This window comes from Rahnella sp. CFA14(1/10) (assembly GCF_004195095.1).
Taxonomy (GTDB): Bacteria; Pseudomonadota; Gammaproteobacteria; order Enterobacterales; family Enterobacteriaceae; genus Rahnella; species Rahnella perminowiae.
Map to the genome: position 1 here is coordinate 16,864 of NZ_SEWS01000008.1, position 26,519 is coordinate 43,382.

The window sequence follows — 26,519 nt, forward strand, 5'->3', positions numbered from 1 at the left end:
AGCTTTATCGAATTTTTAGAAAGCAGATAAAACCCAGAAAATAGCATGATGCGATGTGATTTTCTGCATCAGCAGATGTGGCCGAACGTTGTATCCGCTGATAATCCTCGTAAATCAGCAAATTAGCGTACAGGCAGAAAAAGCTTTCTGCCTGTTTTTCTTCTGTCCTTTCATTCCTTTTCAAATCCACGCAAAATCCCAATTCTGGCAGGCGATAATAAGAGATGCGGGCGTGAATTCAGGTTTGATGGTATTACATGGCAATCACTCAGAAGCACTGAGGGACGTGCTGGTCACGTGGATGGCGGCGCATCCGCTGTCGCCGCTGGAAAACGAAGTGATTCTGGTGCAGAGCAACGGCATCAATCAGTGGCTTAAACTGGCGCTGGCACGCGATGTGGCCGAGGGGGGCTGCGGGATTGCAGCGGCGCTGGATATCAGCCTTCCGGCGCGCTTTTTCTGGCAGGTGTACCGCGCGGTGCTCGGCAAAGACCAGGTGCCGGAATCGTCGCCTTTCGACCGTCCGCTGCTGACCTGGCGGCTGATCCGCTTGTTACCCGAACTGCTCACCGAACCGGTTTTTGCGCCACTGACCCGTTTTTTAAAAGATGACGGCGACATGCGTAAACTGCATCAGCTGGCGCAGCGTCTGGCGGATTTGTTTGACCAATATCAGGTTTACCGCGCCGACTGGCTGGAAGACTGGGGTAACGGGCTGGATGTTCTGCGCACCAGCCGCAAAGGCAGCGAACCTTTGCCCGAAAATCTGCTGTGGCAGCCACAGTTATGGCGCGCATTACTGGCGGATGTCCCTGAAAGCGAACGCGGCACCAGCCGTGCGGCGCTGCATCAGCGGTTCCTGCAACACGCGCAAACTATTCCTGAAGATCAGCGTCCCGCCGGGTTACCTGCCCGGCTGGTGGTGTTTGGTATTTCCTCTCTGCCGCAACAATCCTTTGAAGTGCTGGCCGCCCTCGGTCGCTGGACGCATATCTTTATGTGCGTACATAACCCGTGCGAACACGACTGGAGCGATATCATCGCTGATAAAGATCTGTTACGCGCGCAAAGGCTACGTCAGCAACGCAAACCGGGAATGCCGCCGGTGATAGCCGAAGATGAACTCCATCAGCATGCACATCCGCTGCTGGCGGCGTGGGGCAAGCAGGGGCGTGATTATATCGGCCTGTTGAATGAATATGACAATCACGAATCTTATGCGTCACAGCTGGCACCGGTGATCCCGCGTATTGACCTCTTTACTTCAAACGGTACCGATACACTGTTGCATCAGTTGCAGGAGGACATTTTGCAACTGCGTCCTCTGGCCGAAACAATCAATGAATGGCCGGCCGTTGATGTTCAGCATGACGATTCCCTGCGTTTCTTTATTACCCACAGTGCTCAGCGCGAAGTGGAAGTGCTGCATGACCGGTTGCTGGCGGCACTGGCTGCTGACCCGACGCTGAAAGCGCGCGACATTATTGTGATGGTCCCTGATATCAACGGTTATGCGCCGCACATTCAGGCGGTATTTGGCCTGACGGAGCGCAGTGATCCGCGCTATATCCCGTTCACTGTGGCCGATCAGGGGCCGCGTCAGAACACCCCGTTACTCGGTGCGCTGGAAAGCTTGCTGGCGCTGCCGCAGTCGCGTTTTGCAGTCAGCGATTTGCTGGATTTACTTGACGTACCGTCGGTGCGTCAGCGCTTCGGGATTGAAGAACAACAACTGCCTCTGCTGCACCGCTGGCTCAGAGCCGCCAATGTACGCTGGGGGCTGCATGCTGAACAGCGTCAGAGCCTTGAGCTGCCGTTATCGCCGGAACAAAACAGCTGGTTCTTTGGCCTGCAACGCATGCTGCTGGGTTACGCCGTAGGCAGCGGCGATGCCTGGAAAAATATCGAACCACTCGATGAAATCGGCGGGCTGGATGCGGCGCTGATTGGCCCGCTGTCACATTTGCTGAACTGCCTCGATGACACCTGGCGTCAGTTACGTGAACCCGCAGCACCGCAGGTGTGGGGCGAGCGGCTGCGTACCCTCCTTTCCCGGTATTTTGCCGAAGATGACGGCGAAGACGGTTTTATTTTAGTGCGTCTTGTCGGCGAACTGGAACTTTGGCTCGAAGCCTGTGAAAGCGTAGATTTACAGGCTGAACTGCCGCTTTCTGTGGTACGTGATCACTGGCTGGCGCAGATTGACCAGTCGGGGCTGACCCGGCCGTTTTTCGGCGGCGCGGTGACGTTCGCCACGCTGATGCCGATGCGTGCCATTCCTTTCCGCCACGTGTACCTGCTGGGTATGAACGACGGCGATTATCCGCGTAACCGCGTGCCGATGGATTTCGACCTGATGGGGCGGGATTACCGCCCGGGCGACCGTTCACGTCGCGAAGACGACCGGTATTTGTTCCTCGAAGCGCTGCTTTCTGCGCGTGAGCGCTTACACATCAGCTGGGTTGGCCGCAGCATTCATGACAATACCGAACGCCCGCCATCCGTGCTGGTGGCCCAGTTGCGCGACCATCTGGCGGCAGGCTGGGAAGCAGACAATGGCGAAAAATTATTGCCTGCACTGACCACCGAACATCGTCTGCAACCGTTCAGCCGCGACTACTTCTGTCAGGGCAGTCCGCTGTTCAGTTATGCGCATGAATGGCGCGCGGGGCTGGAAGCTGAAGCCGCCGCCGTGGCGACACAACCGCTGCAACCGGTAGCGCAGGAAGGCGCACTGACGCTGCGTCAGCTGTCAGATTTCCTGTCAGATCCGGTGCGCAGTTTCTTCCGCCAGCGGCTGAACATCTGGTTTGAGCTCGAAGATCCGGGCAGTGAGGATCAGGAGCCGTTCGACATCAATGCGCTGGTAAACTGGCGGTTGCAGGACGAGCTGATCCGTGCGCAAAAACGGGCGCTGGAAGCGGGCGTTTCGCGTCAGGAGGTGTTGCGCCAGCAACTCGAACGCATTGAGCGACGCGGTGAGCTGGCACCGGGCGAATTTGCCGTCGTACTGAGTGAAGATCTCGCTGAGCCGATGGACACCTTATTCGCCAGTTATCAGCAGGTCCTCGATGCATGGTCGCAGCCGCTGGTGAATGAGGCGCTGGAATGGCATGCGGGCGAGGTCAGTTTCTCCGACTGGCTGGTGGATTTACGCGCCAGCCCGCAGGGTGACCGTGCGCGCGTGGTGCTGGAAAGCATCGGCATCATGACCAAAGAACGCAGCTACCGTTTCGACCGGCTGCTGCCGTATTGGGTCGCGCATCTCGCCGGTCACCTTGGCGGAAAGCCTATGCACACCGTCATTATCAGCAAGAATGGCACGGCTGAACTGCCGCCGCTGGAAATTGCACAGGCGCGTGCCCTGTGGGACACACTGATCGAAACCTGGAAGGCGGGGCAGTTGCGTCCGTTGCCGCTGGCGGTGAAAACTGCATTTGTCTGGCTGAAAAAAGAAGGGACAGAAAACAACCCACCGGACAGCGACGCCTGGATTTCAGCCCGTGACAGTTATGAAAATCACGATCCGGCAAACATGAAATTCGGTGAGCGCGACAGTAACCGCTATCTGGCCCGCGCCTGGCCGGATTTCAGCGCACTCTGGTCTGACGGTGAATTTGCCCGCCTCGCGCAGACGCTGCTGGCGCCGCTGAGAAATCATCTTTCCCGCAGTAAAAAAGGAACGAAGGAATGATGGAACAATGTTTAACATCAGCATCAGCGGTGCCTTCTGTGGTGCCATCAGCGCTGAATGTGCTCAATTTTCCGCTGACGGGCAGTCGTCTGATTGAAGCCAGTGCCGGGACGGGGAAAACCTTCACCATCGCGGCGCTTTACGTACGGCTGGTACTCGGCCATGGCGGCAACAATGCCTTCGGCCGCCCGCTGACGCCGCCGGAAATTCTGGTCGTAACCTTTACCGATGCGGCCACTAAAGAGCTGCGGGATCGTATCCGCGAACGTCTTTCTACTGCGGCGATGTGTTTCTTAACCGATCCGCTGGCACCGTCTGCCTGCGACGAATTTTTGCAAACTTTGCGCGCGGAGTATCCGCCGGAGCAATGGCCTGGCTGCGCCCGTAAGCTGCAACTGGCGGCAGAATGGATGGATGAATCGGCCGTTTCGACCATTCACGGCTGGTGTAACCGTATGCTTGGCGAACACGCGTTCGACAGCGACAGCCTGTTCACCCAGACACTGGAAACCGATCAAACCGAACTGCTGATGAATGTGGTGCGTGATTACTGGCGCAGTTTTTATTTCTCCCTTGGCGGACAGGAAATCCGTACGCTGCGCGGATGGTGGCGTTCGCCTGAAGATCTGCACCGCAGCGTGATGCCGCTGCTGGAATATGCCGCAGAACTGGGCTCAGATCAGACGCCCGCCGATGTGTGCGAAACGGTGAATAACCAGAAAGCGGCAGAACTGGCGGCGCTCAAACAAGACTGGCCGCAATGGACTGAGGAACTGCGTACGTTGCTGGAAGGCGCGGTGGCGGCAAAAGTGGTTGACGGCAAAAAAATTCAGGCCCGGTTTTTCAACCCGTGGCTGGAAAAGTTGTATCTCTGGGCGACAACCGGCGAAGTGATACCTGAGCTGAAAACCGGCTGGACGCGCCTGACGCCAGCCGGTCTGAGAGAGTGCTGGAAACAGGGTGAACCGCCTGTACACCCGGCGCTGACTGCGATGGAAACCCTGAAAGCCCGACTGGAAAGCCTGCCGGATGCCCGCAGCGGGTTGCTGCAACACGCCTGCCGCTGGATCAAAAACCGTTTTGACGCCGAGCAGAAAAAGCGCGCGCAAATGGGCTTCAATGATTTACTGATCCGCCTGGATGCTGCGCTGGGCAGCGATAACGGCGAACGGCTGGCGGAGATCATCCGCACGCAATTCCCGGTGGCGATGATCGACGAATTTCAGGATACCGATCCGCTGCAATACCGTATTTTCGACGCCATTTACCGCGTGGCGGAAAACGTGCCGGAGCAGGGGCTGATCCTGATCGGCGACCCGAAACAGGCGATTTACGCTTTCCGCGGTGCCGATATTTATACCTATCTGCGTGCCCGCCGCGATACCGGTGGCCGCCACTACACGCTGGCGACCAACTTCCGTTCTACCCGCGCGATGGTGGCAGCGGTGAATCAGGTGTTTGAACTGGCCGAGAAACGTCTGGCCGGTGAAGGCGCATTCCTGTTCCGGCGTGGTATGGAGAATCAGGTGCCGTTCCTGCCGGTGGAAGCCAAAGGACGTGCTGATACGCTGGTGATTGATCATGCCGAAGCCGCTGCGCTGACGCTGTGGTATACGGAAAACCAGCCGGAAGCATTGCCGAAAACGCAGTACGTTCAGCTGATGGCGGACGGCTGTGCGACGGAAATTGTTCGCTTACTGCAGCTTGGTCAGCAGGGCGCTGCCGGTTTTGGGATCCCCGGCGAAACGCTAAAACCGGTGATGCCGGGCGATATTGCCGTGCTGGTGAATACCGGCCGTGAGGCGTCGGCCATGCGTGCTGCGTTGTCAAAACGTGGTGTGCGCAGCGTGTATCTGTCTGATAAAGAATCAATTTTTAAAAGCGCCCAGGCGGCTGAATTACAATACTGGCTGGCGGCCTGTGCCGCGCCGGAAAACGATCGTCTGCTGCGCGCTGCGCTCGGTACGCCTTCGCTGAACCTGAGTTGGGAAGCCCTCGACAGGCTGAACCAGGATGAAAGCGAGTGGGAACGCTACGTAAAACAGTTTCAGGATTTGCGCACCTGCTGGCGCAGGCAGGGCATTTTACCGATGCTGCGTCGCCTGATGTGGGAATTCGACGTACCGCGCCGCCTGCTCGGGCGCGGTGACGAACGTGCGCTGACCGATCTGCTGCATCTTTCCGAACTGCTGCAACAGGCCAGCGTTCAGCTCGACGGCGAGCACGCGCTGATCCGTTATCTGGCGCAACAGTGTCAGGATGAACATCAGGGGGGCGATGCGCGTAAACTGCGCCTTGAGAGTGATGCTGCGCTGGTGAAGGTGGTCACGGTGCATAAGTCCAAAGGGCTGGAATATCCGCTGGTGTTCCTGCCTTTTGCCTGCGCTTTCCGCGCAGTGAAAAAACAGGACTCACCGCTGAAATGGCATACACCGGAAGGTGAGCTGAAAGTGGGGCTCAGTGCCTCCGACGAGCAACTGGCTCTGGCCGACCGCGAACGTCTGGGGGAAGATCTGCGTAAGTTCTACGTCGCGTTGACACGTTCACGTTATGCATTGTGGCTGGGAATGGCTCCGCTGAAAGAATTTGAAAAGAGTGCACCTGGCTATCTGTTCCATGGCGGCGAGGCCATCGCTGCGGATACACTGCCTGCCAGTTTGCAGGCGCTGGAAACCGACACGATTCGCGCCTGGCCGCTGCCCGTTGCTGATAGCGCAATCTATCGTGGCGAACAGACGTTGCCTGAACTCGGGCCGCGTCCGCCGCTGCGTACGCACAAAGCCCCCCGCTGGTGGGTGTCGAGTTTCTCCGGTCTGCAAATCGCCCCGGCGGGTACATATATCCTGCCGGAAACGCTCCTCCGCGAGTCTCTGAACCGCGAACTCCCTGGTGAAATCGAAAGCGCGGCGCAGGACAGTTATTTAGAAGATCAAAAAGTGTTTGTGGAAGAAAAAGAGCCGGTGGCGGCTCTGTTGCAACCAATGACCGGTGAAAATTTGTATGCGTTCCCGCGCGGTCCTGCGCCGGGAAACTTTCTGCACGGTTTGCTGGAATGGGCGGGTGACGAAGGATTTGCGGCGCTGGCGGCCGATCCGGCGAAAATCGCCGATCAGATCGCCCGGCGTTGTAACCGGTGGGGCTGGGAAAAGTGGATTGTGCCGCTGACCGGCTGGCTGACAGCACTACTGACACAGCCGCTAGGCCTGCCGGACGGCGAAGCCTTCATGCTGGCGGAACTGCCACCTTATCAGGTCGAAATGGAATTCTGGTTTTCACTCAAACAGGTGCCGACCCGTCGTCTCGACATGCTGGTTCAGCAATACACGCTGGAAGGCGCGGAGCGCGCGCCGCTGCTACCGGAAGATCTCAACGGCATGCTGAAAGGTTTTATCGATCTGGTGTTTGAGCATAACGGGCGTTATTACGTGCTGGATTACAAATCCAACTGGCTTGGTGATGATGCCAGCGGTTATGACCAAAAGAATATGATGCAGTCGATGCTTGATCATCGCTACGATTTACAGTTCACGCTGTATCTGTTCGCGCTGCATCGCCTGCTGAAATCCCGCCTGCCGGATTATGACTACGACCGACACATCGGCGGCGCGGTCTATCTCTTTCTGCGCGGCAGCCATGCGCCGGGCAACGGCATCTGCGTTCAGCGGCCGGATAAAGCCCTGATTGAACAACTGGACGTTCTGTTCAGCGGCAGTGAGGAACGCGTATGAAAATCAACAGCCGTGAGGACATTGAGTCTCTGCTGGCGAGCTGGGTGGAATGTGGCTGGTTGCGCGAACTGGATCGTGCGCTGGCAACGTTTCTGGCGAAAGCAACGCCGGATGCCCACCCGTTGTTATTACTGGCTACCGCGCTGACCAGTTATCAGCTCGGGCGGGGGCATGTGTGTCTGGATTTACAGGCCACACTTGATGACTGCGCCTTTTCTCTTTCGCTGCCGCCGGAGGGCGATCATGCTGACGGTGCGGTGATCCGCCCGGCTGCGGTGCTGGATAATCTGAGTTTGCAGGAATGGCTGGCGGCGCTGGCTCACCCGACGCTGGTCGGACACGGAGAAGGATGTTCGCCGCTTGTGCTTACCGGCCAGCGCCTGTATTTGCGCCGTTACTGGCAGTACGAACAGAACGTGCGGGCGGCAATTGAACAACGTCTGGCACGCAGCATGCTGCATACGCTCCCGGTGGCGTCGCTGCGTGCACCGCTCACTGCGTTGTTCCCGGCAGAGGGGCAATCCGATCACACGAACTGGCAGAAACTGGCCTGCGCGCTGGCGGCGGGCAGTGCGTTCAGCATTATTACCGGCGGACCGGGCACCGGTAAAACCACCACGGTGGTGCGACTGCTGGCGTTATTACAGACGCTGGCGCTGGAGGAAAGCAATCAGCCGCTGCGTATCAGGCTGGCCGCGCCGACCGGCAAGGCGGCAGCCCGGCTCAATGAATCCATTGCCGGTGCGGTATCAAAGCTGGATCTCAGCGCCCTTAGCAACGGCAATGCGGTGCGCGAAAGTATCAACACCGATGTGGTGACGCTGCACCGTCTGCTCGGCAGCCGCCCGGATACGCGGCATTTCCGCCATCACCCGGGCAATCCGCTGATGCTGGATGTGCTGGTCGTCGATGAGGCATCAATGGTCGATCTGGAGATGATGGCCGTATTGCTGGCGGCATTGCCGGAACAGGCGCGTCTGATCCTGCTTGGTGATAAAGATCAGCTGGCGTCGGTGGAAGCGGGTGCCTTGCTGAGTGAGTTATGTCAGCGCGCCAGCAGCGGCCATTATCTGCCGCAAACCCGCGACTGGCTGCAAAGTGTGACCGGCGAACAGATCCCTGATGCGCTGGTTGATCCGCAAGGTACGGCGATGGATCAGGCGGTAGTGATGCTGCGACACAGTTACCGGTTTGATGCACAAAGCGGGATCGGTCAGCTGGCGGAAGCGGTAAATGACGGCGATGTGAAAGCGCTGAAACAGGTCTGGCAACACGGATACGCTGATCTGGCACAACTGACATTGAGCGCAGATGATGACGCCGGACTGCGTGACTGGGTGGTGAAAGGTGGTGCGAAACATTTCCCGGCATCGGCAACACGCGAGGGCGCGGAATCCCCGGCTGGCTATCAACATTACCTCAACGTAATGATCAGGGAACGGCCCGCAGACGATGAACCGCCGGAAGCGTTCAACCGGTGGGCGACCCGCGTACTTCTTGCTTACAGCCAGTTCCAGCTGCTGTGCGCCTTACGTGGCGGACGCTGGGGCGTGGAAGGGCTGAATCAGCGTATCGCTGACATCCTGCGAAAAGAAGGGTTACTTAAGGCCTCGCTCGGCTGGTATCCGGGGCGTCCGGTACTGGTGACCCGCAATGATTACAGTCAGCGCCTGATGAACGGCGATATCGGCATTACGCTGGAGATCCCGCAGCGTCTTACCGATGGTACTGTAGTGCCCACCCTGCGTGTGGCATTTCCGGCCGGAGACGGCACGCAGGATATCCGCTGGGTGATGCCGGGGCGTTTGCAGGCGGTGGAAACGGTATTTGCCATGACGGTGCACAAATCGCAGGGATCTGAATTTACCCATACCGCGCTGCTGTTGCCGGAGAATCTCAGCCCGATCCTGACGCGCGAGCTGATTTATACCGGCATTACCCGTGCGCGTCACTGGTTCAGTCTGGGATGTGTCGGCGGCATAAATGCTGTATTACCGGATGCGGTGAAGCGTCGGGTGTTACGTGCCAGCGGATTAATTGAAAGTGCGTAAGGCGTGTCTGAAGGCAGAAATCAGTATTCGTACGCGTGAACCCTGACGGGTTTACGCAAAGTGCGGGATTTACTGCCCGCCACTTTTGTGGCTTTGTCCGGATCGCCGGCGACAAATTCCAGCGTCGGCGAATAATAAAAAGGCAACCAACCGCCGTAGCCATTCTCCCACTCCCAGCGAACCGGGCAGGGCCACAGAATGTCTTCATGCATGATGTAATAAGTCCATCGTCCATGTGGACGACGAGGTTTCGGTGTTTTCATAAACGGGCGAACGGGCTCTTAAAAATCACTCAGGATATTCTGGCTCGCGTTGCGGAAGGTTTCAACCCCCTGGCCGGGTTGATGCTTATTTAAGCGGTTTTAAACGGGATCCTTTGCAAAACTTTACCCCCAGATCATCGCCGCCCAGCGTAACAGCATCAGTGCGCCACAGATACACAGCAGTACCACAACCATTTTCCAGTGCTTGGTCATCATCCGTTTAGTTACCATTTCTCCTCCTGCCATCCGGGCGTTTTAGCCCGCCATGTGCTGGTTCACATAGTGAACAACATGTTCTTTCAGTTCAGGAACGGCCTGATCGGCGAGCCATTCAAACACCATCAGCAGCAGGGCCGCCGCAGCAATAACGGACAAAAGTATAAGGGTTTTGTGACGTGCTTCCATGATTCTCATTGGTTCTGAATTGCCTGTTTTTTACTCTATCAGAATAAGCCGCACCCTGCGCGGCTTCGATGTTCCGGTTCCGGAAAAATTTAATAAATTATACCTTTTCGCCGGTTCCGAAACTTTGATCCTGTTTCTGCTCTTCAGGGATGAGTACTGTCTCTGCATGACGTGCTCCGGGGCGGAAACCGTTCTTTCGGGCGCAGATGGCAATCATCAGCCCGGCGACGATCAGCAACTGCATGGCCCACGGAAAAACAGTAATGCCTGCGGTTTCCAGCACAATGCCTCCGGTTAACCCGCCACCGGCAATCGCCAGATTCCACGCTACCACCACCATCGATTGCGCCATGTCGGCATGCTCGCCGGTGGCGTCAGCAATTGCCGTTTGCAGCAAAGTGGCGGCGCCGCCAAAAGTCAGCCCCCATAGCGCGACACACACCGCTACCGTCAGCGGAGAAGAGGGGTTCAGCGCCAGTATCAGGGAAAGCAGGGCAAACATAAACAGGCTGGTCAGCAGGGTGCGCCGCAAATGCTTATCCACCAGCATGCCGGTAATGCCAATGCCTGCCAGCGCACCGAGGCCGAAAACCAGCAATATCTGATCGGCACTGGCGTCGAGCCCGGACAGGCGCAGGAATGGCACGATGTAGGTATAAAGCAGATTATGTGCCAGCATCCACAGCAGGATCACCATCAGAATACTGCGTACGCCGGGCAACATCAGCACCTGCCTCAAAGGCTGGCGCTCACCGGCGGACTGGCCAGGATAGTCCGGCACTTTCCGCACCACCCAGACAATCAGCAGCACCGTAATAACAGACATTACGCCGAACGCCATCCGCCATCCGAGTGCGGAACCCATCCAGGTGCCCAGCGGGACGCCGACAGACAGCGCCAGCGGTGTGCCGACCATCGCCACTGATAATGCGCGCCCTTGCTGATGTACCGGCACCATCCGCCGTGCATAACCGGCCAGTAATCCCCACGCCAGCCCGGCTGACGCACCGGCTACCCAGCGGGCGAAGAGCGTCAGGAAATAATTCGTTGAAAACGTGGTGAGGGTATTAAAAATCAGAAAGCCAAAGATTGCCGTCAGCAACGCCGTGCGGCGGTTCCAGCCCCGTGTCAGAGCCGCCAGCGGGATGACGGCCATCAGCGAACCGGCGGCATACAGCGTCACCAGTTGCCCGGCCATCGCCTGTGAAATATCGAGACTGGCCGCGATCTGAGGCAACAGTCCGGCGGGAAGGGTTTCCGTCATGATGGCGATAAAACCGGTCAGCGCCATCGCCAGTAAAGCCGAAAGCGGCAGAGGGGATTTCAATACAGGGGAATTCATGATTGAACTCCATACACAGCATCGCGCAGTTGTGTAACGAACGGGCCTGACATGCCCTCATACAGAGTATTGGTGAAGGCGACGACGCTCAGTCCGGCGTTACGGTCAACGAACCAGGAATGGCCGTAAGCCCCGCCCCAGCGCCATGTGCCGGCCGACTCCGGTGAAGCGGCGGCCCGCGGATCCCGTAATACCGAAAAACCTAATCCAAAGCCCAGTCCCGGCGATTCCGGCAGTTCGGCACCACGGGTCTGATCCCGTCCCATTTCATCGACCAGCGCCGCTGAGACTAACGGAGCGCCGCCGCAACGCAGCATTTCCAGCATCTTCAGTACGTCAGCCGCGCTGCTGACCATACCCGCGCCGCCGGAAGGATAAGCCTGAGCGTTGAGTGCGCGTAAGGGAGAATATTCAATCCCCACGGTATTGTCGAAAGCGGCGACCTTTTCTCCTTCGCACAGCCGGTGGGGTTGCGGCACATCACTGACATACGCCGTAGCCAGCCGCGCCGGGTCACGGGCGACAAAACCGGTGTCATGCATGTTCAGCGGGCCGGTCAGTTGCATTTCTACCACTTCAGGGAGAGGCCGTTTGCCTACCTGTTCCAGCACTGCGCCCAATACATCGACGGCCAGCGAATAACCCCATGACGTTCCCGGTGTATACAACAAAGGCACGCCCGATAAACGCCGCAGATTTTCCGCCAGCGAAATACCGCTGCTGTCCATTCCGTCAGAAACGCCTGCACGTGCATAAGGGCCATTTTCGTCCGGCTCAAAAAAGCGGTAACTCAGCCCGGCGGTATGACTTAATAACTGCCGTACTGTAATGCGTGCCGGTTGTCCGTCTGGCAGGACAGGGCGAAACTGTGGCAACACGGTTTCAATATTGTCATCCAGCGCCAGCTTTCCCTGAGTGATCAGCGTCATTGCTGCGGTCGTCACAATGGGCTTGCTGACCGATGCCAGGCGAAAAAGCGTGTTTTCAGTCATTGGTTGGCGGCTTTCCCGGTCGGCAAAACCGGCAGCCTGGTGATAAACAATCTCACCGTGAAGGGCGACCAGGGCAACGGCACCGACCAGTCTTTGTGAGTCAATGGCTTGTGCGATAACGCAATCAAGCCGGGATTTCAGTGAAGAGGAATTCATGAGATATCTCAGTTTCAGAAAGTGTTAAATCACGATAGAGATCTCCTCAGTGCGGAAAAAGTAGGGTAGATTTCCATAATATACGGACGTTGATGTCCGTAATCGGGAGCGACAATGGAAAATCTCAGTAGCCTGAATGTGTTCGTCCATGTGGCAGAAACCCGAAGCTTTGTCGCGGCAGGGCGGATTTTGGGCGTGTCGGCGTCGGCGGTGGGCAAAAGTATTGCGCGCATGGAAAATAAGTTGAATGTGCGGCTGTTTCACCGCAGCACCCGCAGCGTGGCGCTGACCGCCGAAGGGACGCTGTTTCTCGAACGCTGCCGCAGGATTGTGGCGGAACTTGAAGCCGCGCAAAGCGAGCTGTCGCAACTGGCGGAATGTCCGCGTGGCAGGTTGCGGCTGAGTTTGCCGCAGGTCAGCACATTACTTTTGCCGGTGCTGGGGGAGTTTATGCGCCGTTATCCCGATATTGAACTGGATCTGGATTTCACCGATCGGATTGTTGATGTGGTGGAAGAGGGGTTTGACGCTGTGGTGCGCACCGGCCAGCTGGCTGACTCCCGATTGTCGATGCGTAAGCTGGGCACTTTCCATCATTTACTGGTCGGTGCGCCTGCCTATTTTGAACAGCACGGTACGCCTGCGAAGCCCCAGGAACTGGTTGATCACTGTTGTCTGCATTTTCGTTTTCCCAACAGCGGCAAGCTTGAGATATGGCCGCTGCCGGAATATCAGGATTTGGCGCTACCGGTATCAATGGTTTGTAATAATATTGAAACCCGCCAATGCTTTGCGCTGCAGGGGCTGGGCATCGCTTGTCTGCCTGATTTCAGTATCCGCAAAGAGCTGGCGCGCGGGCAACTGGTGACCGTGCTGGATGATTATGTGAAGCGCAGCGGTGACTTTTATATTTTATGGCCGTCCGGCGGTTATATGACACCGAAGTTACGGGTGCTGATTGATTTTCTCAGCGAACGGGTTTTCCCTGAAAAGCCTGAGCTGGCGCTGCGATGTCCTAATTAAACCTATCTTTAACTGAGGGAGTGTGTGATGAGTCATTCTGTCTTAATTGAACGCTTTTGTGCCGACGATCAGCGCGGTGTGGTTGAAGTGATCCTACCGATCCAGAATCACGAATTTGGTATTGCCATCACCGAAGCGCAGCAGCCTGATCTGCATGATATCCCACAATTTTATCAGTGCGGCACCGGGGATTTCTGGGTGGCACGCTATGAAGGGAAAGTCGTGGGCACGCTGGGGCTGAAAGATATCGGCAACGCGCAGACGGCACTGCGCAAAATGTTTGTCAGCGCACCTTTTCGTGGCAGGGAATACGGCGTCGCCGCATTGTTACTCAACACGTTGCTGCACCATGCGCAGACGAAAAATGTGAAAGATATTTTTCTCGGCACGACAGACAAGTTTCTGGCGGCGCATCGTTTTTATGAAAAAAACGGTTTTAAGGAAATCAGGGTGCCGGATCTCCCGTCAGCTTTCCCGCTGATGGCGGTAGACAGTAAGTTTTACCGTCTAACATTCTGATTTGTAAGGCTGTCAGGTTGCTGTCATGTCCGTGTCAGGTTGCTGTCGTGTTGATTTCCAATCTTACGTTGCATGCTGATTGGGTGTTCAACATTCACTCTACAGGTAAAACTTATGCATCAGAGCAAAATCAGGCAACTTCGCATTTCCCGCGCATGGTCTCAGGAGCAACTGGCAGAACTTTCGTCACTGAGCGTGCGCACGGTACAGCGTATCGAAAATGGCGAGCAGGCCAGCCTTGAGACTCTCGGCGCTATCGCGGCAGCCTTTGATATCAAGGTGTCTGAACTGACAGAAAACGATGTGCAAACGGGCAGTTCGCCGGGGCAGGCGCTTGACGAACAGATAGAAAAAGCCAGATATCAGGTGGTGGAAGAAAGCGGTTTTTATCGTTCCGTTCTGTTGTGGGCGGTGATCAACGCAGGTTTGTTCGCGCTAAACCATTACACCTCACCGGATTCAAACTGGTTCGTCTGGCCTCTGTGTATCTGGGGCGGCATTTTATTATTACGTGGTTTACGCATCTTTGTATTTCGTGGAACGTTAGAGCGCTGGCAGAAGGCGCGTTTACAAAAATTAATACGCAAGCCCTGAGGGGAGACGTTCAGCTAAAGCGCCATGATTAGTCACAAGCAAGACCGCCCTGACTGAGACACATCAAAACCCTTGCCTGACATACTGCTATCCTCTGTAATATTCAGGGTCATTAGCTCAACGGACAGAGAATGGATCAGCAGTGGCGGTTTGCATTTAATCTTAAAAGACTGATATTGCTTCTTGCGCTGATGAGTACGCTTGTCACCTTGCTCAGCAGCTATCTGGCAATTTTCCAGGTAGAGAAGAAACTCCTCATCGAATCCTCCCTGCGGGCGAGTCAGTCGTTTGCAACCCGGCTGTCGCTGACGGCCGATTTGTTTTTCAATGCGGCACAGAAGCAGGTTACCTATAGCGCTGATTTACTCGGTGACCGGTTTAATAATGTTGATGCGCTGACCGAAGAAGCTGATCGTTTGCAGGTACAAAGTAAGCGCTTCAGTTCGGTGCTGGTGGTGGATAAAACCGGCGTTGTGCGCGCGGCTTCACGAAACTCTGCGGCGATGGTCGGTTTAACTCTGGTGTCTGAGGCCAATACCGTTGCACTGAAAACCCGCAATCCGGTGCTCAGCTCGCCCTTTCGCACCCCGCAGAACAATCACATAATTGTGCTTTCCTCCCCCATCCGTAATGCGCGAAGCGGCTATCTTGGGTATCTGGCGACTGAAATTGATCTGGGTAAAAACAGTATTGTGGATACGCTGATTAATGCCCGCAATTACCGCAAAGATGCCTACATTTATGTCATCGACCGTGAAGGTGACGTGTTGTATCGCGCCGCGTCAGGCTGGATCGAGAGTGCGCCGCAGGGGCATGTGAACAAGGCATTGCTGGACGGCCGGGAACAGGGTTTTTTACGTATGAATAACCTGCAGGGCGAGGAATCCCTGGCCGGTTTTTCCACGATGGAAGTGGCGGGCTGGACGGTACTGGTGCTGCACCCGGCAAAAGATGATGTGGTGCTGTTATATCACGTCATGATGCAGGTTTTGTTATACACGCTGCCGATTGTCATTCTGGTGTTCATCTGCATCTGGCTGCTGACGCGCTATATTTCACGCCCGCTGCGACAGCTGGCCTCGAAAGCTGACACCATGGATTCACATGATGTTTCCGAGGAAATTCAGCAGATCAATGCCTGGTATTATGAAGCGTCGAAGCTGAAAACGGTGATGTTGCAGGGGATCAGGCTGTTGCATCAACGCATCGAACAACTGAGTGCCGAAGCCCATACTGACCCGATGACCGGGCTGCTGAACCGGCGCGGCTTTTATGAGGCCGTGGATAAACAGCTAACGGAGTCGTCGCGCATCGCGGTTATTACACTCGATATCGATCACTTCAAAAAAATAAACGATACCTGCGGGCATGATGTGGGCGATGTGGTGATCACCCAGCTGGCGCGCCATATTCTGAGTAGTTCGCGGGAGGGCGATTTGTTATGCCGCATGGGGGGCGAGGAGTTTCTGTTACTGCTGCCTGATGCATCACTGACACAGGCTATTCAGCTTGCTGAACGTTTGCGTAAACAGGTTGAAGTGCAGCAGTTTGAGGGCGCCGGTCAGGTGACGATTTCACTCGGAGTAACGCTGTTTTATCCTGGCAAAGTCAATATTGACGGGGCATTGAAAACGGCAGACAAAGCGCTGTATCAGGCCAAAAATGAAGGGCGTAACCGCGTGGTAAATCTATAAGTACGACTGTACGCATCAGGCTCAATGGGGAGAAAAGGCTCAGGCACCGTGCCTGAGCTTATTTTTAGCGGGAACCCGGCAGCAGGGATTCCGTGCATTTGAAGACGTCTTCGCGGAATTTTCGTGAGGCGTCGTCCAGATCAGCCTGGTTGGCGACATCTGCACGGTTGGCTTCCAGCGCCTGATTGACGGCGAGGGTGAAGGCATTTTCCTGGCTGGCATTAAGCACATTACCCACGCTGCCGAACAGCAGACGCATGGCGGAAATTTGCACCAGGAGCTCACGGTTTACGCGCTCAAGCTGGTCAACACGTTTGTTCAGGGTTTCATCACTCATAGGTGTCTCCTTATTTAATTGCCGCACACCATAACAAAAGCACTGCCATGAAAAAACCGTCTTACGGTGGCGGAGGCTTTGCCTGACGGATTAACGCACCATTTGCTGCATCTGACGGCTGAGTTGCATCAGTTGTGCATTCAGCGGCACCAGCTGTTGCTGAATGGCATTGTATTTATCCAGCTGCTTCTGGTTGGCGAATTGCAGACGATTGCCGGTGATGGTGACATTTTTACCCTGATTTTTGATGAAGTCGGCTTTCGCCACAATCAGGTTCAACACCTGCGGCAATAAATCGAATACCTGTTCCGTGATTTGTGTCGGTTTAACGATGGTTTTCTCGTAGGCCTGATCATAAATCTTCTTCAGGTCATCTGGCTGTTTCAGTGCCGCATGCCGGGTATCGGCCTGGGTTTTGAGCAGCACAATTTTTTCTTTCCATTTTTCACTGCTGTCAGCCATTTTTTTCAGATCATCGCGTTGTTCCAGCAGATTACTGACGCTGTTTACGCCGTTCATGCCGGCAAAAACCGGTACCAGCGAAGAATCCAGTTCGATATTCATCTGATGATGAAAACCGGTGATGATCGCGTAATCTTGGGTGTAATCGCCAAACTGTTTTTTCTGCGCTTCGGTCAGTTGCGGGACGGCCAGTGCGGGTTTATCGAGGATCCGCGACTGAAGAAAATCTATAAAAGCTTTGCGTTGCGCGGGTTCTTTATCACCGCAGCCGCTGAGGGCAAACATCATCATCAGCAACAACATAAAAGGCAGCAAAAATACGCGGTGGAAAGCCTGAGAGCGGGGCGCTGAATGCATAATTTCCGTGTTCCTTTATCTCCATCATCAGAGTCTTAACCTTAACGCATAAAGATAATTTTTTGCTAGATCGGTATAGCTATCTTCGCTAACGTCACCCTCAGAGTCATTTATTCAGGGAATGTATAACTTTGAAGCAAAAGTCATTTTCGATAAAACAGTTCGCGCCCGCGCTGGCCATAATGATCCTGGCCGGATGTACATCGACGAAAAAAAGCGAAACGCCGGTGCAAAATCCGCATGATGTGAAAGCGGATATTGTGAGGCTGATGCCAGCATCGGCCCCTGACAGAAAAGGTTGGGCGACTGATATTACGGCCGCTTTTACGACGCAGGGCATCCCGGCGACGACCGAAAACATCTGTTCCGTGCTGGCGGTGGCGCAACAGGAATCCAATTTCAACGCCGATGCGCCGGTGCCGGGATTAGGCAAAATTGCCTGGAAAGAGATTGACCGGCGCGCCGATGCGGTTCATGTGCCTAATTTCCTGGTGCACACAGCGCTGTTGCTGAAATCCCCGAACGGAAAATCCTACAGTGAGCGGCTGGATAACGTAAAAACCGAGAAACAGCTGAGCGCTATTTTTGATGATTTTATTGATATGGTGCCGATGGGACAGAAGCTGTTCGGTAATTTGAATCCGGTGCATACCGGCGGGCCGATGCAGGTCAGCATCGCGTTTGCCGAGCAAAACGCCACAGGCTATCCGTATAAAATCGACGGTTCGATCCGCAACGAAGTGTTCAGCCGCCGCGGCGGTGTGTATTTTGGCGTCAGACACCTGTTGGGATATCCGGCGAATTACACGCAACCGCTGTACCGCTTTGCCGATTTTAATGCCGGTTGGTATGCCAGCCGTAACGCCGCGTTTCAGAGCGCGGTAAGTAAAATATCGGGCATTCCGCTGGCACTGGACGGTGACCTGATTAACTACGGCACGGATAAACCGGGCGGCACAGAGCTGGCGGTACGCACACTGAGCAAACGTCTGGACATCAGCAATTCGGCCATCCGTAAGGCCCTGGAGAAGGGAGAGCAACTGGGGTTTGAAGATACCCGGCTCTATAAGCAGGTCTTTGCGCTGGCAGATAAAACCACCGGCAAACGTCAGCCGCGCGAAATGCTGCCGGGTATCACGCTGGAAAGTCCGAAGATTACCCGCAAGCTGACCACCGCCTGGTTTGCCAAACGGGTGGACGGCCGCCGCGCAGATTGTATGAAAAGAGCGGGAGGATAAGGTTTAAAGCCTGCCGGAGCAGGGTGGGCTTTCTCATTATTTAATCGGACTACAGCCGTTGTCACGGGCGGCCTGAGCGTTATTTTCCCCTGGAATAAAAACACCGCTAATATCATTGTGTTGAAATAAAAGCTTGCTTAATAAATCCGCCTGTGTGTAAATAGCGTCAACGGTTTGTGGTTAAGACCTATTTATGTAAGACATTTTAGTAAAGCAGTTCCTGGTTCAAGTGATATAGCAAATCCTTTCTCCGACGAATTTCCTTCTCTGATGCATCCATAAGTATTTCAAATAAAAACAGACCTATATTGCCCTATGGCATCATAAAATAAAAACGAAGAAGGTATTTCCTATGTCTAATAAAATGACTGGTTTAGTAAAATGGTTTGACGCTGGTAAAGGTTTCGGTTTCATCTCCCCTGCAGACGGCAGCAAAGACGTGTTCGTTCACTTCTCTGCAATCCAGAGCAATGATTTCAAAACCCTGGACGAAGGTCAGAACGTTGAGTTCACCATCGAAAATGGTCAGAAAGGCCCATCAGCGGGTAACGTTGTCGTTCTGTAATGTCGCCTGATATTGAAGGCAAACACTCTGCAATAGCGAAGATGGGTTAAACCCGGAGCAGCCAGAATAATTGTTTCAATATCGACATTATTAATGACAAAAATAAACCCTGGCCAACGCCGGGGTTTATTATTTATTAAGCTTCTGAATTTATTTCCGGAGCCATAACAGAAAAGCCGGTTGAATTATTATTCCCCCCCAGTCGTTTTTTCTGTTATGAAAAGGTCGTGCTCAGGCCGCGCAATGTCGGAGTGTTCGATGGACGCTTGCGCCATAATATGACGGCCGGGAAAGCACCGGCACTTCTTCCCTTCATACTTCAAGCCGCAGATGCGTTGGCCGCACTCAGTCACCCGAATCACTTACATAAGTAAGCTCATCGGGACTCCTTCTCTTGCCGCCTTCCTGCAACTCGAATTATTCGTGAATAAGAGCAAATCGCTCATCTTCCCAAATCCCCATTGATGCCTTTGCCGGAAAACAGGCAAAAAAAAGCCCGCACGCGGCGGGCAAAATAACAGGGTTCTACAGGGGTATTACACAGGGACATCACACAACATTTGATGGATTTAAGATACCAAACCTTGTGTATGGTTTTGTCATCACCCGGTAAGGTTAATCCAGCAGATGTAAGCCTTATTTGTCCGCATAATGCGTAATCACCTGATCAATTTTGGCGTCTGCCAGCGCAATTCCTTTCTGTATCAACGACTCTGAACCGATGCTTGCCAGCACGATAACGACGGCAACAATCATTAATCCTTTGTATGTCATGGCTTGCCCTTTCGCATTTCTCAATCAATGGCAGCATTATGCGACGATACTCACGGTACCGCCACAAGGCAGGGGAAAACGCAGGGAAAGATGTTATGCGCCTAAATGGCCGACGGTGAAATAAGTTACCAGACCAACGATAACCAGCAGCGCGATGGCGGCTGCAGTATAGAGAATGATGCGCTTTGGGCTGTAAAATGCCATGAAATGTCCTTATTTATCCGTCGTCAATGCTGCTTCATCCGCGAAGTTCCATCATCAAAGCCATCACATAACCGATGCCGACGGAACCCCCCGCCATCATTAGCCAAAAAGCAGTTGCCTTCATGTCACACTCCTTGTGCGGGACGGTATGTCCCAACAATTTGTCAGAGAATAAAATTATAACAATCATATAATCCGTATGGATAAATATGTGTTCTTATTTTAAGCAATCCGTCTGGAAATCCCTTTCTGAACTGTGAAGTTCCTCGCTAATCTGTCTAAAAGCAATGATGAAGCTGAGCGGGGGGTTGTGCTTATGCACATCGTTTAATGCGTTGATAATATGCAATAACTGTGTGAGTTATTCCTTGCTGGTGATCAAAGCTTGGGCGGCTGCACAATGGCAAATCCCGGTGTTCCCATCTTACTTAGTGTTGCAGTTGTTCATAATTTCAACGCTAAGGGAACACCATGAACGGTCATGAAAACAAAGCGGTACGCAGTGCAAACCGCAAATTCTTTGCCCGCACCATTCCTATGCTCATCCTGATGTTGATCATTAATCAAATCGACCGCACCAACGTGGGCTTTATCAAACACAGCCTTGAAACTGACGTGGGCATCAGTACCGCCGCGTTTGGTTTCGGTGCCGGGTTGTTCTTCGTCGGCTACGCGCTGTTTGAGATCCCCAGCAATATGCTGATGGACAAGTATGGTGCGCGCGTCTGGCTGACACGCATCATGATCACCTGGGGTGCGGTAGTTTTTGCCATGGGCTTTGTCACGACACCGATGCAATTCTACGTGCTGCGGTTTTTGCTCGGCGTCGCCGAAGCCGGTTTCTTCCCGGGGATCCTGTTTTACTTTCGTAAATGGGTGCCAAATATTTACCGCGGCCGTGCCACGGCTTTGATCCTCACCGGTTCGGCGGCGGCATATTTGCTTTCCGGTCCGGTTACCGGTGGCCTGCTGGAACTGCATGACTTTATGGGATTGCCCGGCTGGCAGTGGGTGCTGTTTATTGAAGGTGCACTGTCGGTGCTGGTCGGGATCGTGGCGGCATTCTTTCTGGTGTCGAAACCTGAAGAGGCAAAATGGCTGACTGACGAGGAAAAACTGGCACTGAGTACGGCGCTGAACACGGAATCCAGTTCGCGTGATTTACATACACAGGGGCAGTCGCGGTGGAAGCTGATCACTGACGGGAAAATGGCGTATCTGTGTTTTCTGTTCTTTGTGATGTGTATGACCGGTTACACGCTGGTGTTCTGGCAGCCGGAGATCATCGGACGTATTCCGGGGCTGTCCCCTTTCCAGATTGGCATGCTGAATTCCGTGCCGTGGATTTGTGCGATTATCGCTATCAATATTCTTGGTCGCGTCAGCGACCGTTTCCGTGGCAGTCGTGAAACCATTCTGGCACTGGCGCTGATTGTGGCGGCGGTCGGCACCTGTCTGTGCACTGTCGGCAGTCCGTGGTTTGGCTTGTTTGCACTGTGTGTGGTGTGTATCGGGACAAAATCCAGTGCCGTGTTGTTCTGGCCGATCCCGCAAAGCCAGTTGCCGTCATCGATCGTGGCGCCGGGGATTGCGCTGATCAATTCTCTTGGCAATCTTGGCGGTTTCTTCGCACCGGCGGTGTTTGGCTATCTGCAACAAACCACCGGCAGCACCACGGCGGGCTTGTATATCCTCAGCGGGATTTCAGTTTTTGCCGCTATCACACTGTTCTTCACCAAAACTCATCGCACGCCAACTCAACCCGAATATCACGCCCCGCAGGGAATGGAGCCAAAACATCATGTCTGATACGCCAAAAATTGTCGAAATGCAGGTCATTCCGGTTGCCGGTTACGACAGTATGCTGCTGAACATTGCCGGTGCGCATCACTGCTATTTCACCCGTATTTTGCTGGTGCTCAAGGACAATGCCGGGCATACCGGCGTGGGGGAAGCGCCCGCCACCGGCGTGGTGCTGAAGATCCTCACGGATGCCATCCCGCATATCGTCGGGCAGGAAATTGGCATCATGAATCAGCTGGTCAGTGAGTTACACAAACGCGATCTGGAGGAAAACCGCCAGCCGAAGCCTGTGTTGCCAGGTTTCCGTCCGTGGGATCTCGAACGTCATCATAATGCTGTCGCGGTGCTGGAAACCGCACTGCTGGATCTGATGGGACAGTTTCTCAATCAGCCAGTCGCGCAACTGCTCGGGCCTGGTAAACAGCGCGATGAAGTTCCGGTGCTTGGTTATCTGTTTTATATCGCTGACAGGCAGAAAACCGATCTGGAATATCAGGACGGAAAGCGGCAGGAGGGGCAGCATCCGTGGTACCACCTGCGCCATCAGGAGGCGATGAGCCACGACAAGGTAGTACAACTGGCGGAAGCGGCGCAGGATAAATACGGCTTTAAAGATTTCAAACTCAAGGGCGGTGTACTGGCAGGCGAAGTCGAAATTGAAACGGTAAGGGCGCTGAAAAAACGCTTTCCGCAGGCACGGATCACGGTGGATCCGAATGCGTCCTGGTCGCTGGATCAGGCGATTTCGCTGTGCAAAGACATGCACGGGATTTTGTCTTACGTGGAAGATCCGTGCGGCGCAGAGCAGGGGTTTTCCGGGCGCGAAACGCTGGCGGAATTTAAGCGCGCCACCGGATTACCGGTCGCGACCAATATGATTGCTAACGACTGGCGGCAGATGAGCCATGCGCTGCAACTGAATGCGATCGATATCCCGCTGGCTGATCCCCATTACTGGTCGATGCGCGGGGCGAATATTATCGGTACGTTATGCAATGCGTGGGGGCTGACGCTTGGCTGTCATTCGAATAATCATTTTGATGTATCGCTGGCGATGCTGGCGCATCTCGGAGCCGCCGCGCCCGGTGAAATCACCCCATTCGATACGCACTGGATCTGGCAGGAAGGTCAACATCTGACCAAAAATCCGTTACAGATTAAAGACGGTAAACTGGCGCTGAATGAACTGCCGGGGCTGGGCGTTGAACTGGATATGGATGCGGTCGGCATTGCCCATCAGCGTTACAACAACCTGCGGCACAAAGATCGCGATGATGCGATCGCCATGCAGTATCTGATCCGCGGATGGGCGTTTGACGGCAAGCGCGCCACACTGGTTCGCTGACGTCAGGATGACCGGCGTGGGGTTACGGCCGGTATTTTCGCTTTCAAAAAGATTACTTCAGATAGTCGGTGCTGGCGTTCAGTTTGGTATGTGCGCCTGCATCGATCGTCGTGGACGGTCTGGTGCCGCTTTCGCTGGCTTTACGGTTCAGTTCAGAAGCCACTTCCTGTGCGCTGGAAGGATAAGCCTGAGCCAAACTGTTGAAAGTGGTCATGGCTATCATCAGGCCAAAAAGAGCGAGGGTGGTGCGTTTCATTTTGCGGGTGTCCGGTCTGTTCACATTTTGTCATAAGGGGGTGTGATTCAGCGGCCGATTTTATATGCTTTATTCATAAGAAACGGGAGCAAATTGTGCTCCCGTTCATCATTTATGCTGCGCTCAGCTGCTGTGTTACACGTGCTGGAGCGTATTATGCGCTTCTTGTGACTTATTCGGTAAGCGAATCGTGGCAGAAAGAACCAATGACACAATCAATAATGCGGTGATGATGCTGAAGGTCACTGCGAAACCACCAAACAGAGAAGCCACCAGGGAAGCAAAGATGCTGCCGATACCGAAGCCCAGATACAGCAGGCCGTAGTTTTTGGTCATGTTGTTCAGGCCGAAGAAATCGCTGACCAGTGACGGATAAACGGTAATGGTACCGCCGAAGCTGAAAGCGACACAGGCCACGGAGAGGAAGAACATCATTTCGTTCATCTGGGTGAACAGCATCATGCTCATACCCGCCAGTGAAACAATCTGTGCAATAGAGATAACGCGGATACGCTGCATTTTATCAGACAATACACCCAGCACCAGACGACCGCTCAGGTTGGCAATCGCAATCACGGTCACGGCGTTAGCCGCCGTCAGCGCATCCAGTTTGACCAGGCTCTGACCGATATCTTTCGCCACACCAATCACATACAAACCGCTCATGCAGGCGGTCAGGAACATCAGCGCCAGCATCCAGTATTGTGGCGCACGAATCGCTTCGGCCAGCGTGAAATCACGGCTGTCGTTGCTGTTGTCATTCAGACTATTTTCTTCGCGGGTTACTGCGGCCGTTTCTTGTTTCGGTGCATCTTTCATCATCAGTGCGCCGGCAATCACCATGACCATCGCCACACCGCCCCAGATCATAAAGGTGTTTTGCAGACCTTCTGTCGCCAGCAGGTGACCGCAGACAAATTTAAATAACAGGCTGCCCAGGCCGTAAGCACCGATTGAACAGGCTGAAATCATCCCCTTACGTTCAGGGAACCATTTCACACAGTTAGTCAGGGTCAGCAGATAACCGGCACCGTCCGCCAGACCGACCAGCACACCTGCGCTGATGTACAGCATGATGACGTTATCGGAATGCGCGGTCAGTGCGAAGCCGGCAGCCATCAGTAAACCGGCGGCGATGGTGACGGTACGCACACCAAAACGTTCCTGAAGTTTACCCGCAACGGAAGAGGCGAGAGCCAGACACAGGCTCAGGATACCGAAAGTCAGCGCTACGCGGCTGATCGGTTCGCCGAGTTTTTCAGACAACTGACCGTTAAACAGACTCCAGGTATAAACGGAACCCAGCGCCAGCTGAGTAAGAATAGTACCGGCCAGTGTGAGCCAGCGGGTACGGTTGTTGTTCTGCATGCCAGATTTGTCACTCATAGTGGGTTCTCCCGAGCGAAGTAGATTCAATTAACTGTGGCTATGATAAGTCTGCTGAATGGATGCGGATGATTTGTGGCGTGAGATGCATGAGTTGCGGAATGAAATGCATCCATGACGGCATGAGTCGCCATTTTCGGGCTAAATTCATCCCAAAATTGGACTTAAAGCACCGCTGCAGGCCTTGCGGGACGCGGGTTTTAGTTGATCTGGATCACTAATCCGTCATTTAGTTTTTTCGGGCAGGGTAACAAACTTTTTTGGAAGGCATTGTTGTGCTGTCGGAGACGTCCGGCCCGGGAGATTTAAATCATTACGCTGTAAAAACGAGCCGTTTTGGCTCGTTTTCGTTTCTATGCTCTGACCTACAATGCCCCGGCATTCAGCGCAGCATTAATCGCAGCCGCGACGCCGGTCGGGTTTTCCCACATCATTGAGTGACCGGCTTGCGGCACAATGGCGGTCTGAATACCCTGTTGCGGCAGAACGGCGACATCCGGTTCAGGCAGTGAAAATTCACCAAACAGTACCGTCGCAGGCATTTCCAGCTGATAAAGCTGTTCGCGCCATGATACCGCTTCACCTCTGACCAGCCCGGTTGCCTGACGGTGGATAGCCAGCGGCGAGGCGATGCCCATACACCCTGCCCAAATGTGATCGTTACCGCGTACTGCGACATTAATCAGGTGTGCATGGCCCTCGCGCAGATACTCTTCTTCTGAGTACTGAGCAACCGCGCGGCTGAAGGTGCCACCGCCGGCATCCAGATTTGGCTCGGCGACAATCAGACGCTGGATCAGATCAGGACGTTGCGCTGCCACCATAATGGCGATGCTGCCGCCCATGCTGTGACCGATTAAATTGACTTGCGGCACACTCAGACTCTCCAGCCAGGCAATCACACAATCAGTATGCGCCTGCAGGCTGTAGCTGAAATTATCGGGTTTATCGCTGTAACCTGAACCGGCGAAATCCAACAGCAGCGAGCGTCGCGGACGCAGGAAGGCATCTGTCGCCACCCGGGGAAAATCGCATGAGGCCGCACAGCCCAGACCGTGTAAGAAAACCAGCGGGACGCCCAGCCCTGACAATTCATGGAAACGTAAATGCATTTCCGTACCGGGAACTTTGAACGATTTCATCTCAATCCTTTGTTAACAACTTAAATGCAATCTGCGGATTATAGGCAGGATCTTTCCAGGTGGCAGCACAAAAAACGAGTAAACGCGCTTCCCTGAACGGGGTTATCATAAATGATGGCGGATTTTAGTTAAGTCATTCAGCTTGCGAATATTTTTTTCGCGAGCGCTTTCTATCAGTCAGACAAGTGA

Annotated in this window: 22 protein-coding genes; 11 read left to right on the forward strand and 11 right to left on the reverse strand. The window is 54.4% G+C overall.

Going from position 1 to position 26,519, the window contains the following annotated elements; translation table 11 throughout:
- The first annotated feature begins 232 nt into the window (after positions 1 to 232).
- From recC to recD, 3 genes are read left to right on the forward strand one after another with little or no spacing between them, the layout of a single operon-like run.
- Positions 233 to 3,694: an exodeoxyribonuclease V subunit gamma gene (gene recC / locus EVX52_RS16325; RefSeq protein ID WP_129991668.1), complete on the forward strand. Its 3,462-nt coding sequence runs from the start codon at positions 233 to 235 to the stop codon at positions 3,692 to 3,694.
- Entirely contained in the window at positions 3,691 to 7,422 is a 3,732-nt protein-coding gene (recB, locus tag EVX52_RS16330) for an exodeoxyribonuclease V subunit beta (protein WP_129991669.1), read from the forward strand. Before recC ends, recB begins: the two co-directional genes overlap by 4 nt.
- Positions 7,419 to 9,473, forward strand: coding sequence for an exodeoxyribonuclease V subunit alpha (recD, locus tag EVX52_RS16335; protein WP_129991670.1), 2,055 nt, complete (start codon positions 7,419 to 7,421; stop codon positions 9,471 to 9,473). The genes recB and recD overlap by 4 nt, the downstream gene beginning before the upstream one ends.
- A 20-nt stretch (positions 9,474 to 9,493) precedes the next feature.
- On the opposite strand, the gene EVX52_RS16340 is transcribed toward recD, so the two are convergent.
- From EVX52_RS16340 to EVX52_RS16360, 5 genes are all read right to left on the reverse strand, one after another.
- Positions 9,494 to 9,736 (reverse strand): hypothetical protein, encoded by a 243-nt coding sequence (locus EVX52_RS16340; RefSeq protein ID WP_205951619.1) that lies wholly within the window; start codon positions 9,734 to 9,736, stop codon positions 9,494 to 9,496.
- Positions 9,737 to 9,859: 123 nt separating this feature from the next.
- Positions 9,860 to 9,967, reverse strand: a complete 108-nt coding sequence (gene yniD / locus EVX52_RS16345; RefSeq protein ID WP_013574326.1) for a small membrane protein YniD — start codon at positions 9,965 to 9,967, stop codon at positions 9,860 to 9,862.
- 24 nt (positions 9,968 to 9,991) lie between these two features.
- The gene (locus EVX52_RS16350) at positions 9,992 to 10,141 is read right to left on the reverse strand and encodes a hypothetical protein (protein ID WP_217137925.1); all 150 of its coding nucleotides are present in this window, start codon (positions 10,139 to 10,141) and stop codon (positions 9,992 to 9,994) included.
- A gap of 97 nt (positions 10,142 to 10,238) precedes the next feature.
- Positions 10,239 to 11,483: an MFS transporter gene (locus EVX52_RS16355; protein WP_129991671.1), complete on the reverse strand. Its 1,245-nt coding sequence runs from the start codon at positions 11,481 to 11,483 to the stop codon at positions 10,239 to 10,241.
- A complete protein-coding gene (locus EVX52_RS16360) occupies positions 11,480 to 12,631 on the reverse strand; it encodes a serine hydrolase (RefSeq protein WP_129991672.1) in 1,152 nt (383 codons plus the stop codon). Before EVX52_RS16360 ends, EVX52_RS16355 begins: the two co-directional genes overlap by 4 nt.
- A gap of 114 nt (positions 12,632 to 12,745) precedes the next feature.
- On the opposite strand from EVX52_RS16360, the gene EVX52_RS16365 reads away from it, so the two are divergent.
- The 4 genes from EVX52_RS16365 to EVX52_RS16380 all read left to right on the forward strand — a co-directional run bounded on the left by EVX52_RS16365 (position 12,746) and on the right by EVX52_RS16380 (position 16,461).
- Positions 12,746 to 13,654, forward strand: a complete 909-nt coding sequence (locus EVX52_RS16365) for a LysR family transcriptional regulator (RefSeq protein ID WP_129955091.1) — start codon at positions 12,746 to 12,748, stop codon at positions 13,652 to 13,654.
- 27 nt (positions 13,655 to 13,681) lie between these two features.
- On the forward strand, positions 13,682 to 14,173 hold the full coding sequence (locus EVX52_RS16370; protein ID WP_129955092.1) for a GNAT family N-acetyltransferase: 492 nt from the start codon (positions 13,682 to 13,684) through the stop codon (positions 14,171 to 14,173).
- Between the two features lie 114 nt (positions 14,174 to 14,287).
- Positions 14,288 to 14,767 carry a 2TM domain-containing protein gene (locus EVX52_RS16375; protein WP_129955093.1) on the forward strand — a complete coding sequence of 160 codons (480 nt, stop codon included), beginning with the start codon at positions 14,288 to 14,290 and terminating at the stop codon, positions 14,765 to 14,767.
- Between the two features lie 131 nt (positions 14,768 to 14,898).
- Positions 14,899 to 16,461 carry a sensor domain-containing diguanylate cyclase gene (locus EVX52_RS16380; protein WP_129991673.1) on the forward strand — a complete coding sequence of 521 codons (1,563 nt, stop codon included), beginning with the start codon at positions 14,899 to 14,901 and terminating at the stop codon, positions 16,459 to 16,461.
- Positions 16,462 to 16,525: 64 nt separating this feature from the next.
- Here EVX52_RS16380 and EVX52_RS16385 read toward each other — a convergent pair whose 3' ends face one another.
- Positions 16,526 to 16,798, reverse strand: a complete 273-nt coding sequence (locus EVX52_RS16385) for a hypothetical protein (protein ID WP_129955095.1) — start codon at positions 16,796 to 16,798, stop codon at positions 16,526 to 16,528.
- A gap of 90 nt (positions 16,799 to 16,888) precedes the next feature.
- On the reverse strand, positions 16,889 to 17,617 hold the full coding sequence (locus EVX52_RS16390; RefSeq protein ID WP_205952678.1) for a DUF3053 domain-containing protein: 729 nt from the start codon (positions 17,615 to 17,617) through the stop codon (positions 16,889 to 16,891).
- A 182-nt stretch (positions 17,618 to 17,799) separates the two neighbouring features.
- Here EVX52_RS16390 and EVX52_RS16395 point away from each other — a divergent pair, with 182 nt between their 5' ends.
- Together EVX52_RS16395 and cspA are read left to right on the forward strand one after the other, a co-directional pair.
- Entirely contained in the window at positions 17,800 to 18,855 is a 1,056-nt protein-coding gene (locus EVX52_RS16395; RefSeq protein ID WP_165385185.1) for a DUF1615 domain-containing protein, read from the forward strand.
- Positions 18,856 to 19,207: 352 nt separating this feature from the next.
- Positions 19,208 to 19,420, forward strand: a complete 213-nt coding sequence (gene cspA, locus EVX52_RS16400; protein WP_013574336.1) for an RNA chaperone/antiterminator CspA — start codon at positions 19,208 to 19,210, stop codon at positions 19,418 to 19,420.
- A gap of 636 nt (positions 19,421 to 20,056) precedes the next feature.
- Here cspA and EVX52_RS25320 read toward each other — a convergent pair.
- Positions 20,057 to 20,194, reverse strand: coding sequence for a hypothetical protein (locus tag EVX52_RS25320; protein ID WP_165385184.1), 138 nt, complete (start codon positions 20,192 to 20,194; stop codon positions 20,057 to 20,059).
- A gap of 675 nt (positions 20,195 to 20,869) precedes the next feature.
- Here EVX52_RS25320 and EVX52_RS16405 point away from each other — a divergent pair.
- Together EVX52_RS16405 and EVX52_RS16410 are read left to right on the forward strand one after the other, a co-directional pair.
- A complete protein-coding gene (locus EVX52_RS16405; RefSeq protein ID WP_129955098.1) occupies positions 20,870 to 22,207 on the forward strand; it encodes an MFS transporter in 1,338 nt (445 codons plus the stop codon).
- Positions 22,200 to 23,546 (forward strand): enolase C-terminal domain-like protein, encoded by a 1,347-nt coding sequence (locus EVX52_RS16410; RefSeq protein ID WP_129955099.1) that lies wholly within the window; start codon positions 22,200 to 22,202, stop codon positions 23,544 to 23,546. The genes EVX52_RS16405 and EVX52_RS16410 overlap by 8 nt, the downstream gene beginning before the upstream one ends.
- Before the next feature lie 52 nt (positions 23,547 to 23,598).
- Here the strand turns inward: EVX52_RS16410 and EVX52_RS16415 are convergent, their stop codons facing one another.
- The 3 genes from EVX52_RS16415 to EVX52_RS16425 form a co-directional block, all read right to left on the reverse strand.
- The gene (locus EVX52_RS16415) at positions 23,599 to 23,802 is read right to left on the reverse strand and encodes a hypothetical protein (protein ID WP_129955100.1); all 204 of its coding nucleotides are present in this window, start codon (positions 23,800 to 23,802) and stop codon (positions 23,599 to 23,601) included.
- Positions 23,803 to 23,937: 135 nt separating this feature from the next.
- A complete protein-coding gene (locus EVX52_RS16420; protein WP_129955101.1) occupies positions 23,938 to 25,188 on the reverse strand; it encodes an OFA family MFS transporter in 1,251 nt (416 codons plus the stop codon).
- 365 nt (positions 25,189 to 25,553) lie between these two features.
- The gene (locus tag EVX52_RS16425; protein WP_129955102.1) at positions 25,554 to 26,330 is read right to left on the reverse strand and encodes an alpha/beta fold hydrolase; all 777 of its coding nucleotides are present in this window, start codon (positions 26,328 to 26,330) and stop codon (positions 25,554 to 25,556) included.
- Positions 26,331 to 26,519: the final 189 nt, after the last annotated feature.